Origin of the sequence: Vibrio sp. PBL-C16 (assembly GCF_034321865.1) — a bacterium.
Lineage (GTDB): Bacteria > Pseudomonadota > Gammaproteobacteria > Enterobacterales > Vibrionaceae > Vibrio > Vibrio alginolyticus.
Genome location: NZ_JAXLNY010000002.1, coordinates 3,233,257 through 3,247,766, shown reverse-complemented (window position 1 = coordinate 3,247,766; position 14,510 = coordinate 3,233,257). Strand labels below are relative to the sequence as shown.

The 14,510-nt window shown below is 44.1% G+C and carries 17 protein-coding genes; 3 read left to right on the top strand and 14 right to left on the bottom strand.

Translation table 11 applies throughout. The annotated features are described in order from the left end of the window. Positions 1–28 precede the first annotated feature (28 nt). The 3 genes from ftsX to ftsY are packed head-to-tail and all read right to left on the bottom strand — an operon-like array spanning position 29 to position 2,916. Positions 29–997 carry a permease-like cell division protein FtsX gene (gene ftsX, locus UQW94_RS23220; RefSeq protein ID WP_005378695.1) on the bottom strand — a complete coding sequence of 323 codons (969 nt, stop codon included), beginning with the start codon at positions 995–997 and terminating at the stop codon, positions 29–31. Beyond that, on the bottom strand, positions 987–1,661 hold the full coding sequence (gene ftsE / locus UQW94_RS23215) for a cell division ATP-binding protein FtsE (protein WP_005378697.1): 675 nt from the start codon (positions 1,659–1,661) through the stop codon (positions 987–989). Before ftsE ends, ftsX begins: the two co-directional genes overlap by 11 nt. Before the next feature lie 22 nt (positions 1,662–1,683). Further along, positions 1,684–2,916, bottom strand: a complete 1,233-nt coding sequence (gene ftsY / locus UQW94_RS23210; protein WP_104979838.1) for a signal recognition particle-docking protein FtsY — start codon at positions 2,914–2,916, stop codon at positions 1,684–1,686. Between the two features lie 230 nt (positions 2,917–3,146). Between ftsY and rsmD the strand changes: the two genes are divergently transcribed. Both rsmD and UQW94_RS23200 read left to right on the top strand, forming a co-directional pair. Then, complete coding sequence (gene rsmD, locus UQW94_RS23205; protein ID WP_005378702.1) at positions 3,147–3,746, top strand: 16S rRNA (guanine(966)-N(2))-methyltransferase RsmD; 600 nt, start codon at positions 3,147–3,149, stop codon at positions 3,744–3,746. Positions 3,747–3,771: 25 nt separating this feature from the next. Next, a complete protein-coding gene (locus UQW94_RS23200) occupies positions 3,772–4,038 on the top strand; it encodes a DUF1145 domain-containing protein (RefSeq protein ID WP_005378704.1) in 267 nt (88 codons plus the stop codon). A gap of 57 nt (positions 4,039–4,095) precedes the next feature. Here UQW94_RS23200 and UQW94_RS23195 read toward each other — a convergent pair whose 3' ends face one another. The 4 genes from UQW94_RS23195 to UQW94_RS23180 form a co-directional block, all read right to left on the bottom strand. Next, positions 4,096–4,680, bottom strand: coding sequence for a YhgN family NAAT transporter (locus UQW94_RS23195; protein WP_005389671.1), 585 nt, complete (start codon positions 4,678–4,680; stop codon positions 4,096–4,098). A 106-nt stretch (positions 4,681–4,786) separates the two neighbouring features. Next, entirely contained in the window at positions 4,787–5,008 is a 222-nt protein-coding gene (locus UQW94_RS23190; RefSeq protein ID WP_005378711.1) for a YecH family metal-binding protein, read from the bottom strand. A gap of 69 nt (positions 5,009–5,077) precedes the next feature. Then, positions 5,078–5,698, bottom strand: a complete 621-nt coding sequence (locus tag UQW94_RS23185) for a lysoplasmalogenase (protein ID WP_005389670.1) — start codon at positions 5,696–5,698, stop codon at positions 5,078–5,080. 1,081 nt (positions 5,699–6,779) lie between these two features. Continuing rightward, positions 6,780–7,148, bottom strand: a complete 369-nt coding sequence (locus UQW94_RS23180; protein ID WP_005378717.1) for a hypothetical protein — start codon at positions 7,146–7,148, stop codon at positions 6,780–6,782. 327 nt (positions 7,149–7,475) lie between these two features. On the opposite strand from UQW94_RS23180, the gene UQW94_RS23175 reads away from it, so the two are divergent. Further along, the gene (locus tag UQW94_RS23175) at positions 7,476–7,805 is read left to right on the top strand and encodes a DUF2500 domain-containing protein (protein ID WP_005389668.1); all 330 of its coding nucleotides are present in this window, start codon (positions 7,476–7,478) and stop codon (positions 7,803–7,805) included. Here the strand turns inward: UQW94_RS23175 and UQW94_RS23170 are convergent. From UQW94_RS23170 to rhtB, 7 genes are all read right to left on the bottom strand, one after another. Further along, positions 7,802–8,815 carry an acyltransferase gene (locus UQW94_RS23170; RefSeq protein WP_017636080.1) on the bottom strand — a complete coding sequence of 338 codons (1,014 nt, stop codon included), beginning with the start codon at positions 8,813–8,815 and terminating at the stop codon, positions 7,802–7,804. The two genes, UQW94_RS23175 and UQW94_RS23170, sit on opposite strands and share 4 nt — an antisense overlap. Before the next feature lie 283 nt (positions 8,816–9,098). Continuing rightward, a complete protein-coding gene (gene arsJ, locus UQW94_RS23165; protein ID WP_136977232.1) occupies positions 9,099–10,316 on the bottom strand; it encodes an organoarsenical effux MFS transporter ArsJ in 1,218 nt (405 codons plus the stop codon). Between the two features lie 254 nt (positions 10,317–10,570). Beyond that, a complete protein-coding gene (locus UQW94_RS23160; protein WP_005383629.1) occupies positions 10,571–11,065 on the bottom strand; it encodes a cyclin-dependent kinase inhibitor 3 family protein in 495 nt (164 codons plus the stop codon). Positions 11,066–11,077: 12 nt separating this feature from the next. Continuing rightward, on the bottom strand, positions 11,078–12,079 hold the full coding sequence (locus tag UQW94_RS23155) for an ArsJ-associated glyceraldehyde-3-phosphate dehydrogenase (protein ID WP_005383630.1): 1,002 nt from the start codon (positions 12,077–12,079) through the stop codon (positions 11,078–11,080). A gap of 42 nt (positions 12,080–12,121) precedes the next feature. Then, complete coding sequence (locus tag UQW94_RS23150) at positions 12,122–12,457, bottom strand: metalloregulator ArsR/SmtB family transcription factor (protein WP_005378730.1); 336 nt, start codon at positions 12,455–12,457, stop codon at positions 12,122–12,124. 154 nt (positions 12,458–12,611) lie between these two features. Then, positions 12,612–13,835, bottom strand: coding sequence for an EAL and HDOD domain-containing protein (locus UQW94_RS23145; protein WP_053304474.1), 1,224 nt, complete (start codon positions 13,833–13,835; stop codon positions 12,612–12,614). A 24-nt stretch (positions 13,836–13,859) separates the two neighbouring features. After that, a complete protein-coding gene (gene rhtB, locus UQW94_RS23140; protein ID WP_225474225.1) occupies positions 13,860–14,477 on the bottom strand; it encodes a homoserine/homoserine lactone efflux protein in 618 nt (205 codons plus the stop codon). Between the last annotated feature and the right edge of the window lie 33 nt (positions 14,478–14,510).

Sequence of the window (14,510 nt, the reverse complement as noted above, 5' to 3'; positions counted from 1 at the left end):
GAAATCCAAGTAATAAGACCGCCATCACTTAAACTGGTTCAATTTCTTTTAAATGTCGTTGCGCAGAAAAGCGCGCCGCAATACATCCCAAAAGACTCCCAATGATGATTAGTAACAAAGATTCATCCCAACTTAGACCAATCAGGCGGAACTGGCTATCGTACAACGCAGCAAGGTCTTCCACCGCACTATTCATGACAATGGTCACTAAAGCCGTTACCAACCACGCAATAGTGGCACCTAACACGCCAAACCACATACCTGTGTACAAGTAAGGGCGCAGAATGAAACTGTCCGTCGCACCGATCAGTTTCATGGTTTGAATCTCTTCTTTATTCGCCAGCACATTAAATCGCAATGTATTGCCAACGATTAAAAATACCGCACCGAGCATCAGCACTGTCAGGGTAATGACAATAATACTCGCGAGAGTTTTGATGGCATCAAGACGCGCTAGCCAGTCTTCGTCAAGTCTCACGTCGGTCACATCTTGTTGCTCTCGAACGTCTTTGGCTAATGACTGAATATCACTTTTTAGCTCCGAATCTGGCGTAATCACCAACACACCAGGTAGCGCATAGCCACTTAAGAGGCTGATAGCTTGGTCGAACCCTGCATATTGGCTTAAATCAGATAGACCTTGTTGCGGTGAAATATACTCTACCTCTTTTACCAAAGGCCAAGTTTCAATTTGATCTTTGAGAACCATCACTCGCGCATCCGGCATACCTTCAACTAAGTAAGCACTAACTTGTGAAGGAGAAGCGACATCTTCCGCTGCCCCCGCAACGTTTTTCCCCAATAGATACAAACAAGCTGGCATGGCAAGTGCCATGGAGATGACCGCTAGAGTCAGAATGTTGCCTAGTGGTCGTTGCCATAAGGCGCTAAAAGAGGATTTAGCTTGTTTTGCGTGGACAGAGAAAAAACCATCGGTATTCGCACGCTTGGCACTGCGGCCTTTCCCCTTCTTTTGGGAGTGCTTGTTACCTGCCATAGTCTTCTACCTCACTTAGGAAGCCTTGGTTCAATTCAAAATGACGATACTGTGGGCGAGTGTTTACTAACCCCACATCGTGCGTGGCAAGTAGGATAGTCACGCCCGCACGGTTAAATTCTTCGAATAGACGCAACACACGGTTGGATAATTCTGGGTCAAGGTTACCCGTAGGCTCATCAGCCACCAGCAACGTTGGTCGATTAACCACAGCACGGGCAATACCGACGCGCTGTTGCTCACCACCAGAAAGTTGACTAGGTAGACAACGAGCTTTATCGAGTAAGCCCGTTTTATCTAACGCCGCAGAAACACGGCGTTTGATTTCGTTTTCAGAAATCGATTCGATACGCATTGGCAGAGCGACATTGTCGTACACACTGCGATCCATCAATAGGCGATGATCTTGAAAAACAATCCCAATATTGCGGCGCAAAAAAGGGATGTCTTTGCCTGGAATACGCGTGATGTCGTGGCCATTAAAATGGATTTTGCCATCGGTTGGTCGCTCTATCGCGCAGATCAATTTCAGCAAGGTACTTTTACCAGCCCCGGAATGTCCGCCTAAAAACGCCATTTCACCGCGCCTCAGGTGAAAATCGACTTTTTGCAGTGCTTGTCGACCACCTCGGTAAGCTTTGCTTACTTGCTGAAATTTGATCACCGTTGATTTCCTCTAACTCTTTTTATTCTTCACGACTAAACAGTGCGTCAATAAACTCTTGAGTTTCAAATGGACGCAAGTCTTCGATACCTTCACCCACACCAATGTAACGAATTGGAATACCGAACTGATCAGCAATAGCGAAAATTACGCCGCCCTTGGCTGTACCATCCAGCTTAGTCAAAGTAATCCCGGTTAGAGGGGCAACATCACTGAAAAGTTTCGCTTGGCTAATGGCATTTTGTCCTGTACCTGCGTCAAGCGTTAGCATGATCTCATGTGGTGCAGAGTCATCAATTTTCTTCATCACACGTACAATCTTACGCAGCTCTTCCATTAGGTTCGCTTTGTTCTGTAGACGACCTGCTGTATCAGCAATCACCACATCCACACCACGTGCTTTTGCCGCTTCAATCGCATCATAGATAACAGAGGCACTGTCTGCGCCAGTATGTTGAGCAATCACAGGAACATTATTACGTTCACCCCACACTTGTAGCTGCTCAACCGCTGCGGCACGGAAAGTATCGCCCGCTGCAAGCATCACTTTTTTGCCTTGAGTTTGGAACTGCTTCGCTAACTTACCGATGGTCGTGGTTTTACCCACGCCATTTACACCTACCATCAAGATGACGTAAGGCGTTTTGTTGCTATCGATTTCTAGTGGCTGTTCGACTTTAGAAAGAATCTCAGCCATTTCTTCTTTCAACAAACCATAAAGGGCTTCGCCGTCTTTCAGATCGCCACGTGTGGCTTTTTCTGTCAGGTTGTTGATGATTTTTGTTGTGGTATTCATGCCCACATCAGCAATAAGCAGTTGCTCTTCTAGCTCTTCAAATAAGTCCTCATCGATTTTCTTACCACTGAATAGACCGAAGAAGCCAGCACCAATATTTGCTTTTGTTCGGCTTAGGCTGCGTTTAAGACGAGCAAAAAAGCTTTCTGTTGGCTTTTCTTGTTCTTGAACACGAGGCGCGGCCGATACGACTTCTGGCTCCTCTGCTTCTGCTTCTGCTTCTGCTTCTGCTTCTGCTTCTGCTTCTGCTTCTGCTGGGGCAGCCTCTGATTGTTTCGCTTCTTCTTCAAGTTCTGGCGTTGCTTCCGCTTGCTCAGCAACCGCTTCGGTTTGCTGCTCTTCAGAAGGCGCTTCCACTGCTTCTTCTTTTACTGTTTCTTCAGTTTTTGGTTTTGGGCTTTGTTCTTCGTCACCAAAACCTAGCCACGAAAGTAATCCGCGCTTCTTTTTTTCCGTCATCTGGGGCTATCCTAGATTGTTCTTTTATCTATTAATGACTCTTTTTTGACAAGATTATTATCTGTCTAAAAAAGGCTAATGACAAAGTTCTGAAAACTTTCCGATTAGGTAATTCTAATCTTATTAGTGTTACACTCTGTCATCTTGAATATTCTGGGCTGTATCCAAGCTCCAAGCTCATTGCTTGGGCGATTAGATATAGTATCACTTTATTAGCGGTCAAAAAATCTATGGTAAGACGTCGCCAGCAAAACTCATCACAAAAAAAGCCAACAACGGGCTTTGTTCGCATTATTAGTGGCTTATGGAGAGGCAGAAAACTTCCTGTACACGATGCTGAAGGCTTACGCCCCACGACCGATCGCGTCAAAGAAACGCTGTTTAACTGGTTAGCTCAAGATGTACCACAGGCAAAATGTCTCGACTTGTTTGCTGGCTCTGGCGGCTTGGGATTTGAGTCAGCTTCACGCCAAGCAGAGCAAGTGACCATGGTTGAGCTAAACCCACAAGCTTTCCAACAGTTACAAAAGAATGTTGCCTCTCTTAACGCGAACAACATCCAAGTGGTAAATACCGACGCACTGAGTTTTTTGAAGCAACCGGGTTCTGCTCACCATGTGGTGTTTATTGACCCACCGTTTCGCAAAGGTCTATTGGATGAGACCGTGGCTCTGCTAGAACAAAATGGCTGGCTCGCGGAAGATGCGATGATTTATATTGAAACAGAAAAAGAACTCAATATTGCCGACTTACCAGAAAACTGGCAATTACATCGAGAAAAAACAGCAGGCCAAGTGAGCTATCGTCTGTACGAACGTACCTCCGCATAACGCCTCGATTTAAAAGGATACTTAAATGAAAGCACTAATTATGCTGGCCAAAGCGGCTATCGCCTTTGTTTGGTTAGTATTAATCCTAAATATTTTTATGCCCTTTCCCGGCAATGCCGCGATTGCGCTATACATCATGACCGCTTTTTTGTTCATCATGCACGGTTTACAAATGGCCATCTTCATTGGTGCATTTGGCGACAAAATAAAAATGAGCAGTTGGGAAAAATATTCAATCCTGATTTTTGGTATTTTTGCCCTACTCGATATTCGTCGTAAACACATGATGTAATCGCTCAGATACGAAAAAGCCGCTCTTGTGAGCGGCTTTTTTTCTGCGTTTTGTTCGTCACCCAATGTAACTTTTTACACCATCCAAGAACATTTGAGTGGAGATCATCACCAGTAACAAGCCCATTAAGCGTTCTACCGCCTTCAAGCCACGTTCACCCAACAAGCGATTAAAGAAGCCATAAAACATCAGTATAAAAAATGTTGCGCCCCACGCAATTACGACTGATGCTGACATTTCCAACATTTTCTCTGGATGTTGCGAAGACAGTAAAAGCAAGGCTGCAATCACTGAAGGGCCCGCGATCATAGGAATGGCCATCGGAACAATAAAGGGCTCCTCGCCTGCTGCCAGTCCAGTGATGCTGCCAGCACTCGGGAAAATCATCTTAATCGCAATAATGAAGAGAATAATGCCACCTGAAATGCTGAGCGTTTCTGGCTGGACATGCAAAAAACTTAAGATGCTTTGTCCTGCAAACAGAAACAGCATCAAAATCAGTAAGGCAAACAGTAGTTCACGAATCAATACCTTACGACGACGCTTGGGATCGATATGTTTGAGAATAGACAACACAATCGGCAAGTTACCGAGAGGGTCCATGATTAGAAACAGCATGGTCGCTGCAGAAAGAATGTCCATATTCTGGCCTCACCTAAAAAATGGCGGCCAGTGTATAGCAAACTGACAACATGAGTATATGACTGAGGGCGAAAACACCATATTCACCCTCGATCTTAGCCGCCGTTTAGTGATTGCAAACTCGCGCCATATTGACCACAAACTTACCTTCAAGCTCACGAATTTTGTCGCGCTTGAGCAAAAATGCTAGTAATGCATCTAAGTCTAGATCATTCAGTTTACAGGTGTGAAAGCGAACGCTAGCGCCAAAGTGCTGTGTGAGGGCTTCGCGATCCATTGGCGTTTCTCTAAGTAGGTTTAGCAGCTCGTGAGCATGGATTTCACTCATTATTGACTCCAGTTATTAAGAACAATGCGTTCAGTTTACTGAAATCCTCAAGAGCTGCTTTGACTTAAATTAGTAAATGATTGAGGCAACAATGAGGGCATGAGCAAAAAAGTAACTGCCACTCACCCACAAATAGGCGTGTTTCATCGGTTTTCGATAACCATGTATCGCGTATGCCAGCGCCGAATAGATCAGAACTAAGGTTCCGCTAAAGCCGATAGCATTGGCGTAACTCGGCACTTGTAACCAAACTTCACCGGCAGCCCAAGCAAGTTGAACCAGCATCATCCCCATGATCACAACGGGGAATACCAGAGAGTCGAGTTGAGGTAGCAACAAAAAGAACGCTACGATACTCGCTGCAAGCAGCAGGGCCAACAGCCACCAGACAATCTCACCATTAAGCTGCACCCAAAATGACTTGCTGTAGCATACCTGGGCAACCAGATAAGCCGTAAAATAGATTAGCTTACGAGTTTTAAACGAGTGCAGCGTATCTGCCACCATAGACACAATAAGCCCACCCGCAATCCAGTAGGTATATGTTGCGGATGCACCTTGAGTTAACACCAACACAAGAAGAAGTAGCAGAGTAAAGATTTTAAACACGAGGGATTGTGTCGGGTTAGCTTGCTTTGCTCCCAACACGGAATACACACCTGATAGCCCTATCGCCAGCCAACTCCACATGCAGTATACACCTTTTACTTAAACTCGCCGCTAGTCTAGGTAGACCAGTTTTGATGTAAAGACGCAATCTACGAAAGTTGGATCTCGCTAGCGATTCGAAACATTTTGTAACCCTCAGCCTACGTAATAATAAAGCCGATGAGCCTGAATGATGCCACTAAACATTGGGGCCAAGCTTTGCTCATCAGCCGAACCCATCAAATCACACGACACAATAACCAGCGCTTTCTAAAACTATTTAACTGAAAAACAGATAAGTGCTCCAGGTAAGCCGCCATTTCACAAACTGACGATTAAACCACCAGAATGTATGTAATGCAGGCAACAAGAATAAATAACAGACACAAAATAGAAAATAGTCTTAGTAGCACTCTAAGAGAGGAAAAACTACTGATGATTAGGGGTAAAAACTAAGAAAACTGACCTTAATTCAGTAAAAAAAACATCAGACAAGAAAAGTAAGTCAATGATAAATAAAATCATAATTTCAATAACAGATAAAAGTGCGGACTTCATAAACCATAAAATCACTAAACACTTTTGAAGCCCATATTTTCTCATAAGGTAAGAAAATCTCACTCCATGCTTTCGATTTGACGATGCAACCTCATAGCACATTTTTTAATTTTCTCAATTTTTGAGAAATACAGACAAAATAAAGACCCAACATACTATTCGAAACAAAAAACAATTACAAAGCCAACACCACAAACCATTTAACATTATAAAATCAAACACTTAAAAACAAAAAGGATAAAAACAAAACAATGTGAACACTTTAAATACAGGACAAAAAACATAGTTTCATTAGTCAGAATCACGTAAAACCAGACAAGTTAAGTGTGGTTTTTGAAAAGATTAACGAGCATATGTTGATCAAACCCCAAAAACAGTGCTATATTAAATTCATCGAGTTCATCAAAGATTAAGGGGTAGTGTTATGATTTCATCTTCTCAAAAACAAGGGCTGGTTATGATTGCAGTGGTTGTGGGTTTAATGACACTGCCAATGATGTACTAACCAAATGATTTAAAATAAAAAAGGACGCAAATGCGTCCTTTTTTATTTATCTGTATTGCTCTACTGAATGTGCTTAGACAAAATATCCCAGTGCATATAGTAGAAACCAAGAGCGGCCAGCGTAATCAACGTCATTAGCAAAATTGCTGTACGCCAAATAAAGCGAGAGCTTCTTGGTGTCAGCTCTTTTTCACAAGCATCACATGCCGCCATAAAGCCTTTACGATCATCCAGCTTGTAATCGTCTTCGTGCACCACTTTATTACGCACTGTCGCGATGAATCGAAGCTTTGCTATCACGTCATGCGGTAAACGTTCTTCACAACTATTAATAAGTTGGTGCAACCCTTTCCCTTCTGCATGGTACTGAGTACGCAAAAGTTTTTCGATCGTTCGGGTACGCATGACTACTTTTTCAATATCTGACATCGTAACCCTCCTTACCAGACCCTTCCTATGTTCATTATTTTTATTCTTCTATAAATTTAGAGCTTTTTCGAGCCGTTAAGTGTAATTTTACTTTCAATTTGTGCCCTTGAGCTCATATAGCCTAACAAGTGAAAGCCGCTTCGTTCAGCTTTAGTGACTTCGCTTGCAGATGAAGCGACGATTTCATCGCGCATCATTAAGATAAATCGTGAAGTGCGCCGAATAATCTCCATATCCCTTTCATTAGATTATGAATAAGTTACCTCAACTCATCGTTTCGTCAGCGAGTTCTGTAGAATGGGACCCGATAAAACATTGGAGGTTAATATGCCAATCTCACTTATTGTCGCCCTATTCGCCCTTATTGCCTTGGGCGCTTGGGTGTTTTTCCGTTTTTATAGTAAGCACTATGTGGGCGAAGACGCTCCAGAGCAAAGCGCGCAGGTAACGGTTTTAGATAAACAAGCGATAGACATACCAAACGCACCACCAGGTCAAGACGATCAAGAGTATTGGATTTACGTTCAACGTGGTTCTATCGGTCCAAAGCGTGAATTCCAAATTGGAGTGCATTACTACCATGCACTCAATCCTGGAGATAAGGGAACACTGACCTATCGCGGCAACAAGTTCCTTCACTTCGCTATCAAACGTTAAGGCAGTAACCAACGAGTCTTGGCAGAACGAGAAAAGAGATAGCTCATCGCCAAGGCTCCAGCTCCACTTAGAACGATCCAGACTGGAATCACCCACGCAGGATGTCCTGTGTACCAACCGAACTCTTTCATCGGCCATAAGAAAATAGGATGAAGTAAGTAAATCCCTAAGCTGTGCTGACTGATCACACTTACCACTTTTTGTACTTTTGGTGATAAGCCTTCACCAAAGTAACGCCCGATCATAAAAATCATCGAAGCTGCTAGAATCACATTCAGTGTTTTATAAGAGAGCCAGCGCCCAACCGTATACTTCTCCGCCTCTAAGCTATTTGTCACAACCATCGTAAAGGTCACTGCCAACGCCACGAGTCCTAGCCCAACAAATAGGGTCACCATAGAGCGATTCAAAGGTACCTTTTGAAATAAAACATACCCCAGTGGAAGGTAACCCATATAAAGCCACATCTGATTACTCCAAGGGCCATCAATCTTGAACAAGAACAGTGTGCTGGTGAAAAGCCAAAATGCGAGATAGGTATACAAGACGTTGTCATCCACGTTGCGTACCATCCATTGAAACAGCGGAATCACAAAATACAGTGGTATAAAGTAATAGAAAAAGCCGAGATGGTAATACGTTGCGTGGAATGGGCTATTGCTTAATACCTCTTTTACGGTTTCAAAATCAAAGCCTTGAGAAGTCCAACCTGAAAGGTATGCATAAAACATCGACCAAATAAGGAATGGAACTAAAACTTTGCCCAAACGCCTTTTGATATAATACTTACCGTCAAATGGTCGAGTGTCACTGAGCATTAGCGCTCCGGTGATCAAAATAAAAACTGGCACTGCCCAGCGGGTTACGCTATTCACGCCTACCGCTGTCAGCCATTGGTCAAATGGAATCACTCCTAACTCATTTCGATACGGTGCCAAGACGTGAATGGCGATCACTGCTACCGCTGCGAAACAGCGCAATAAATCAAAAAACAGAACCCTTTCTCTCATACCTTTCCCTACTTTGAGTCGCTTATCGTTTATAGCATAGGGTAAATCTCAACCAGTGAAATGGTTAACAATCTGTTTTTGCTTATTTTTAACTCAACAATGACCTACAACGGGGATTTCATCACCACTCTAATCACTTAACGAGAACCAAAAACCAAGCATCAGTATTCACTCTCGATGCCAAACCGACACAATCTGATTACAGCAAACGGCGCATAAGAAACAAAAATGGCTCCGATTTGGAGCCATTTATACCATCTACAGATAGCGATACTGGGGATAGTTACGCAGTAGCAACATCAGCTTTTGGCAACTTAATTGAAATCAGCGTCGTCAGTGCCAAGAAAGCAAAAGAAACCCATAAGCACGCTGCAAGACCAGCCTCTTGGTAGATCCAACCCGATAATACCGTGCCAATCAAACGTCCCACCGCATTGGCCATGTAGTAAAAACCAACATCCAACGAGACGCCATCGCCTTTAGCGTAGCTCACTATCAAGTACGAGTGCAGCGAAGAGTTAATGGCAAACACAGCGCCAAAAATCATCAAACCTACCACAATCACCAATTCAGGCTGCCAACCGATTTGCACACCATAAGCAATACCAGCCGTAATTAACGCTAGGACTCCTGCCCACACCAATGCTGCACTACCATCAGGCACACGACCTTGCGCTTTGCCAGTAATACGCGGCGCAAAGCCTTGCACAAACCCATAAGCAATGACCCACGCAGCGAGAAAGCTACCAACCCACAAGTGATCCCAGCCAAACACGCTACCAAGATAAATAGGCAGAGCAACGACAAACCACACATCACGAGCACCAAACAAGAACATGCGAGCTGCGGATAAAATGTTTATCGATTCAGACTTGGAGAATATTTGGCGAAACTTAGGTTTACTCTTTGCTTTACCCATGTCCGCTTCTAGCCAGATCATGCTGCAAATAAACACTAATGTAAGTACACCCGCCATAATAAACATCGAGTTTTGAAAACCCACCCAAGACAGCAGCAAGCCACCAACAAAAAAGCCCGCTCCTTTGAGTGCATTCTTCGAGCCAGTCAAAATCGCTACCCATTTGTAGAGCGCACCTTGCTGCTCGTCTGGTACTAGCGTTTTAATCGCGCTCTTAGCACTCATTTTGTTCAGATCTTTGGCAATCCCCGACAGAGCTTGCGCTGCCATCACCCAAGCAATGGTCAGCCATGCATTTGGTACTGCGAGCATCAGCAACGCAAACACTTGCATCGCTAAACCAATGTTCATGGTTTTATTTAGGCCTAACCTTGCGCCCAACCAACCACCAACCAGGTTTGTCACCACACCAAAAAATTCATAGAAAAGAAACAGTGAGGCAATAGCTAACGTGGAATAACCTAAGTCATGAAAATAGAGCACCACCAGCATACGCAGTGCGCCATCGGTCACCGTAAAGTTCCAATAGTTAAACGTCACTAACATGTACTGACGAATACTTTTGCTTAATTGAGAAATCATATTGACCTCATATGTACAGCGATAGAAGCATTTAGATCATCATGTTCTAAATACTTCCTAACCTGTACAGCAACATTGACCAATACAATGTTGCTGTGATTTTCAAAAAATGCCCCAACATCAATAAAAAGCAAAATACACCTTAAAAACAATGCATTAGTTAATATTAATGGCTTTTTTTGTAAACAGTCGTATCCTGAAGAAGCTCGAATTTAGCTTTTGGATCATAATGAACCAAAAGCTATTTAAGCTGATCAAGCGTCTTGAGCCACGCGTTCGATGTACTCAACTTGCACAGGTTTTGTAAATGCACCAGGGCGCAATGCCTGCACTTCTCGCACGATATCTTCTAACTGCCATTCCTTTTCTAGGAGTAGGTGAGCAGCGAACAAACCTGTGCGCCCCGAACCACCCATGCAATGCATCGCAACTTTGCCACCTTGAGCAAGAATCGCGTGCAGTTCCGGACTGGCTTGTTGCCACTTCGTCGCAAATTCTTCATTTGGTGCGCAGTCGTCTTCAATCTCGATCTGGAACCATTTCATACCCAGTTGCTGAGTGGCTTCACCCAATGCAGAGACATTCTTCGCAGCTAATTCACTATCATCTAATGCAGTAACGACCGCTTGAACACCCTGCTCTTTCAACTGTTCTAACGACGCATGCAAATCGACACCTTTCGTTCCTGGGCACGGTGTTAAGATTAAAGCACCGGAGTCCAAATCTAATTGCCATGTAGGATGAGACATTGTGACCCCCTTTTAAGCCAAACCAACGTTACGAACCAGCTCTGCTGTGCGCGTTGCATAACCCATTTCGTTATCGTACCAAGCGTAAATCTTAACCATACGAGAACCCACAACCATGGTTGATTGCGCATCAACGATGGTTGAACGTTGGTCGCCTTTATAATCGATAGAAACTAAAGGACGCTCTTCGAAGCCAAGGATGCCTTTCAAATCACCTTCAGATGCTTCTTTTAACAGTGCATTCACTTCTTCTGCTGTGGTATCACGCTTCACATCAAAAATGATGTCTGTTAACGATGCGTTTGCTAGAGGTACGCGAACCGCATGACCATTAATTTTGTCTTTTAATTCTGGGAAAATTTCGACAATCGCCTTCGCGCTCCCCGTCGTGGTCGGGATAAGGCTCATGCCGCATGCTCTTGCACGGCGTAGATCTTTGTGTGGCGCATCCAAAATAGTTTGCGTATTCGTCAGGTCGTGAATGGTCGTAAAAGAAGATTGTTCGATACCCAATTTCTCATGAATGACTTTAACCACAGGTGCGATACAGTTAGTCGTACACGAAGCTGCTGTCACGATACGATGTTTTTCAGGGTCGAAAATATGGTCGTTCACGCCCACCACAATGTTCGCAATACCTTCTTCTTTCACAGGTGCGCTTACCACGACACGTTTCACGCCTTGCTCTAGGTATTTGTTTAGGAATGATGTTTTGCGATGTACGCCTGTCGCTTCAATCACAACATCACAATCAGACCAGTTCACCGCATCGATATCGCGTTGTTGAGTCGTGGCGACACGCTTGCCGTTGATGACGAGCTCACTGCCTTCGACCTGAACTCCATGATGCCAACGACCTTGCACTGAATCGAATTCTAATAAGTGACCAAGCGTAGCGGCGTCACCTGCGACATCGTTGATTAACACAAACTCCAATTCTGGCCAATCAAATGCCGCTCGCAGCGCTAAGCGACCAATTCGGCCAAAGCCATTAATTCCTACTTTAATTGTCATAGTTTTACCCTCTAATCTTCTACCTTGAATCTCTATTCGCTGTTAACAGCAAGCCTCACGACTTTTATCGTGTAAGCGTGTGATGTCGTCTTGGTATTCCTGCTTCAAACAGTTTGATGCCACTAAGTCTTCAATTAACTTTCGCATCCAACCTGGCAATTGCTGTGATAACTCGTAATACACCCATTGCCCTTGGCGTTTATCCACCAAGATGCCACTGGACCGTAACTGAGCAAGATGACGAGAAACTTTCGGCTGGCTCTCTTGCAGAGCAAACGCCAAATCACCAACGCAAGTTTCACCTTCACGGGCCACGAGCATTAAACAACGTACGCGTGTTTCATCGGATAACAGCTTAAAAAACTGATGTGGAAGCATAATGAACATACCTATATATGGATATGCGTATATGTTTATTTAATTAAGATATATCGTCAAGAGGAAACCGTCCATCGTCATAAAAGTTTCACATCTAACGAACAGCTTGATTGTAAAGAGAGAGATTCAAAGAGATAAAAGATAAGACACGAAATTATGCAGTCGCGATGCTTTGACTCCAGCGAACCGCTTCACCTAAGGAGAGCTTCACTTCCTCTAAAGGCAACCCCAATTGCATCGTGATTTTTTCAACCCCTGACCAATCGGCACGCTCGTAGCACTCTTCAAGGGAAATAAGTGCACCATAAACCCCTTTGCGATGTAATAGCGCTTGTTGTACTGAATGACTAAGCGGTAACTGCCTAACTAAAGATTCCACCGAAAGATCCAGCAACGCATCTAGAATCGACAACAAACCAACCATGAAACCTTGTTCGTTGAGATGAGAGAATGGCTGATAGCGCGACATCAATTGGCAAAATTGAGCTCGTTGCAATGAAAGGTGATACAGCTCTCGAGGTTTGTTACTGGAGATATACGATGCCACAACCAAAGAGACAAACTGCTTAAGGTTATCCTGGCCAAGATAAATCAATGCCTGACGAAAAGAGCTGATTTCGACAGCCAAATTCGGCGCTTGCGTATTTACAAAACGCAATAATTTATACGAAAGCGCGACATCTTGCGTAATGATGGACTCGATACGAGTAAAGTCAGGCTCAGGAGCACAAACTTCACGAAACAGTTGCAATGCCAACACTTGCTCAGGACTGACGTATTTAGTCTGCGAGACGAGTGGCTTGCTAAAAAAATAACCTTGGAAAAATTTAAAGCCAGCCGCTTTCGCTTGCTCAAATTCTTCTGCGGTTTCAACACGTTCTGCTAAAAAGTGGTATTTGACGCGTTTGGCAAGGTGTGTTTTGACCAGTTCACAGGCCTTTTCGAGCCCCATCGCCATAATGTCGAGCTTCACAATATGCACATATGGCAAAAAACGACGCCATTCTGGTGTTAGGGTGAAGTCATCCAAAGCGATCAAGTAACCTTCTCGATAAAACTCACGAATCGCATCAAGAAGCTCATCCGTAGGTTGGCACGTTTCCAACACTTCGATGACAATTTTGTTTTTCGGCAAACTGCGCGGCAAACGTCGCACCAAGCTTTGATGAGGAAAGTTAATAAAGCATCTTGAAGAGGCAATCACTGGGTTAGTGCCCAGTGATAGGAAGTTTTCGACGATCAGCCGGTATGTCGCTCGATTTGAATCAATATGTGAAGGGTATGCGTTACTCTCCCCGTCTCGAAACAACAATTCATAACCCAGCGTCTGTCTTTTTCGGTTAAAGATCGGCTGGCGAGCGACATACGTTGTATTCATGCTAAAGAAGGACCTATAAATGGCTTATGACTTTGCAGCTGCTAATAATGCACCACAACCCATGAACATTGAACCGAATACTTTGTTTATTTTTCCCATGATTTTATCGGAGCGAATAAAGCGTCCCATTTGTGCTGCCAAGCTCGTGTAACCCAACATTACACACGCATCAATCACGACCGTAGTGACGCCAAGCACCAACAGTTGCGTGATTTGGTCTTTTGCCGGGTCAATAAACTGCGGGAACAACGCCACCAGAAAAACAATCGATTTAGGGTTGGTGAGGTTAATTAACACTGCCTTGTACAACAGCGCCGTGCCTGACATCTCGTTGTGGTTTTCAGCTGCGACTAAGCTTGATGTGTCGCGCCATTTCTGAATCCCCAGCCAAACCAGATAAGCGGCACCAACCCATTTAATGACAGAAAATGCGGTTTCTGACTGCGCGACAAGCGCACCAATACCCGCCCCCACCAGCGCGATGTGGATAACTAAACCAATTTGTAAGCCAATAATGGCACCCAGTGATTTACGGGTACCGTAACTCAAACCATTACTGATTGAGTTCACCGTGCCAGAGCCCGGAGCCAAACTAAAAACGATTGCTGTTACTACATAAGCTAACCAGACATGGGTATCCATTGCATTTCCTCACTAATTCTTCGATGATACATC

Bases quoted from the DNA above. Each gene is read 5' to 3' on its own strand.
- ftsX (WP_005378695.1), bottom strand. From the start codon at position 997: ATGGCAGGTAACAAGCACTCCCAAAAGAAGGGGAAAGGCCGCAGTGCC.
- ftsY (WP_104979838.1), bottom strand. From the start codon at position 2,916: ATGACGGAAAAAAAGAAGCGCGGATTACTTTCGTGGCTAGGTTTTGGT.
- rsmD (WP_005378702.1), top strand. From the start codon at position 3,147: ATGGTAAGACGTCGCCAGCAAAACTCATCACAAAAAAAGCCAACAACG.
- UQW94_RS23200 (WP_005378704.1), top strand. From the start codon at position 3,772: ATGAAAGCACTAATTATGCTGGCCAAAGCGGCTATCGCCTTTGTTTGG.
- UQW94_RS23195 (WP_005389671.1), bottom strand. From the start codon at position 4,680: ATGGACATTCTTTCTGCAGCGACCATGCTGTTTCTAATCATGGACCCT.
- UQW94_RS23190 (WP_005378711.1), bottom strand. From the start codon at position 5,008: ATGAGTGAAATCCATGCTCACGAGCTGCTAAACCTACTTAGAGAAACG.
- UQW94_RS23185 (WP_005389670.1), bottom strand. From the start codon at position 5,698: ATGTGGAGTTGGCTGGCGATAGGGCTATCAGGTGTGTATTCCGTGTTG.
- UQW94_RS23180 (WP_005378717.1), bottom strand. From the start codon at position 7,148: ATGTCAGATATTGAAAAAGTAGTCATGCGTACCCGAACGATCGAAAAA.
- UQW94_RS23175 (WP_005389668.1), top strand. From the start codon at position 7,476: ATGCCAATCTCACTTATTGTCGCCCTATTCGCCCTTATTGCCTTGGGC.
- UQW94_RS23170 (WP_017636080.1), bottom strand. From the start codon at position 8,815: ATGAGAGAAAGGGTTCTGTTTTTTGATTTATTGCGCTGTTTCGCAGCG.
- arsJ (WP_136977232.1), bottom strand. From the start codon at position 10,316: ATGATTTCTCAATTAAGCAAAAGTATTCGTCAGTACATGTTAGTGACG.
- UQW94_RS23160 (WP_005383629.1), bottom strand. From the start codon at position 11,065: ATGTCTCATCCTACATGGCAATTAGATTTGGACTCCGGTGCTTTAATC.
- UQW94_RS23155 (WP_005383630.1), bottom strand. From the start codon at position 12,079: ATGACAATTAAAGTAGGAATTAATGGCTTTGGCCGAATTGGTCGCTTA.
- UQW94_RS23150 (WP_005378730.1), bottom strand. From the start codon at position 12,457: ATGCTTCCACATCAGTTTTTTAAGCTGTTATCCGATGAAACACGCGTA.
- UQW94_RS23145 (WP_053304474.1), bottom strand. From the start codon at position 13,835: ATGAATACAACGTATGTCGCTCGCCAGCCGATCTTTAACCGAAAAAGA.
- rhtB (WP_225474225.1), bottom strand. From the start codon at position 14,477: ATGGATACCCATGTCTGGTTAGCTTATGTAGTAACAGCAATCGTTTTT.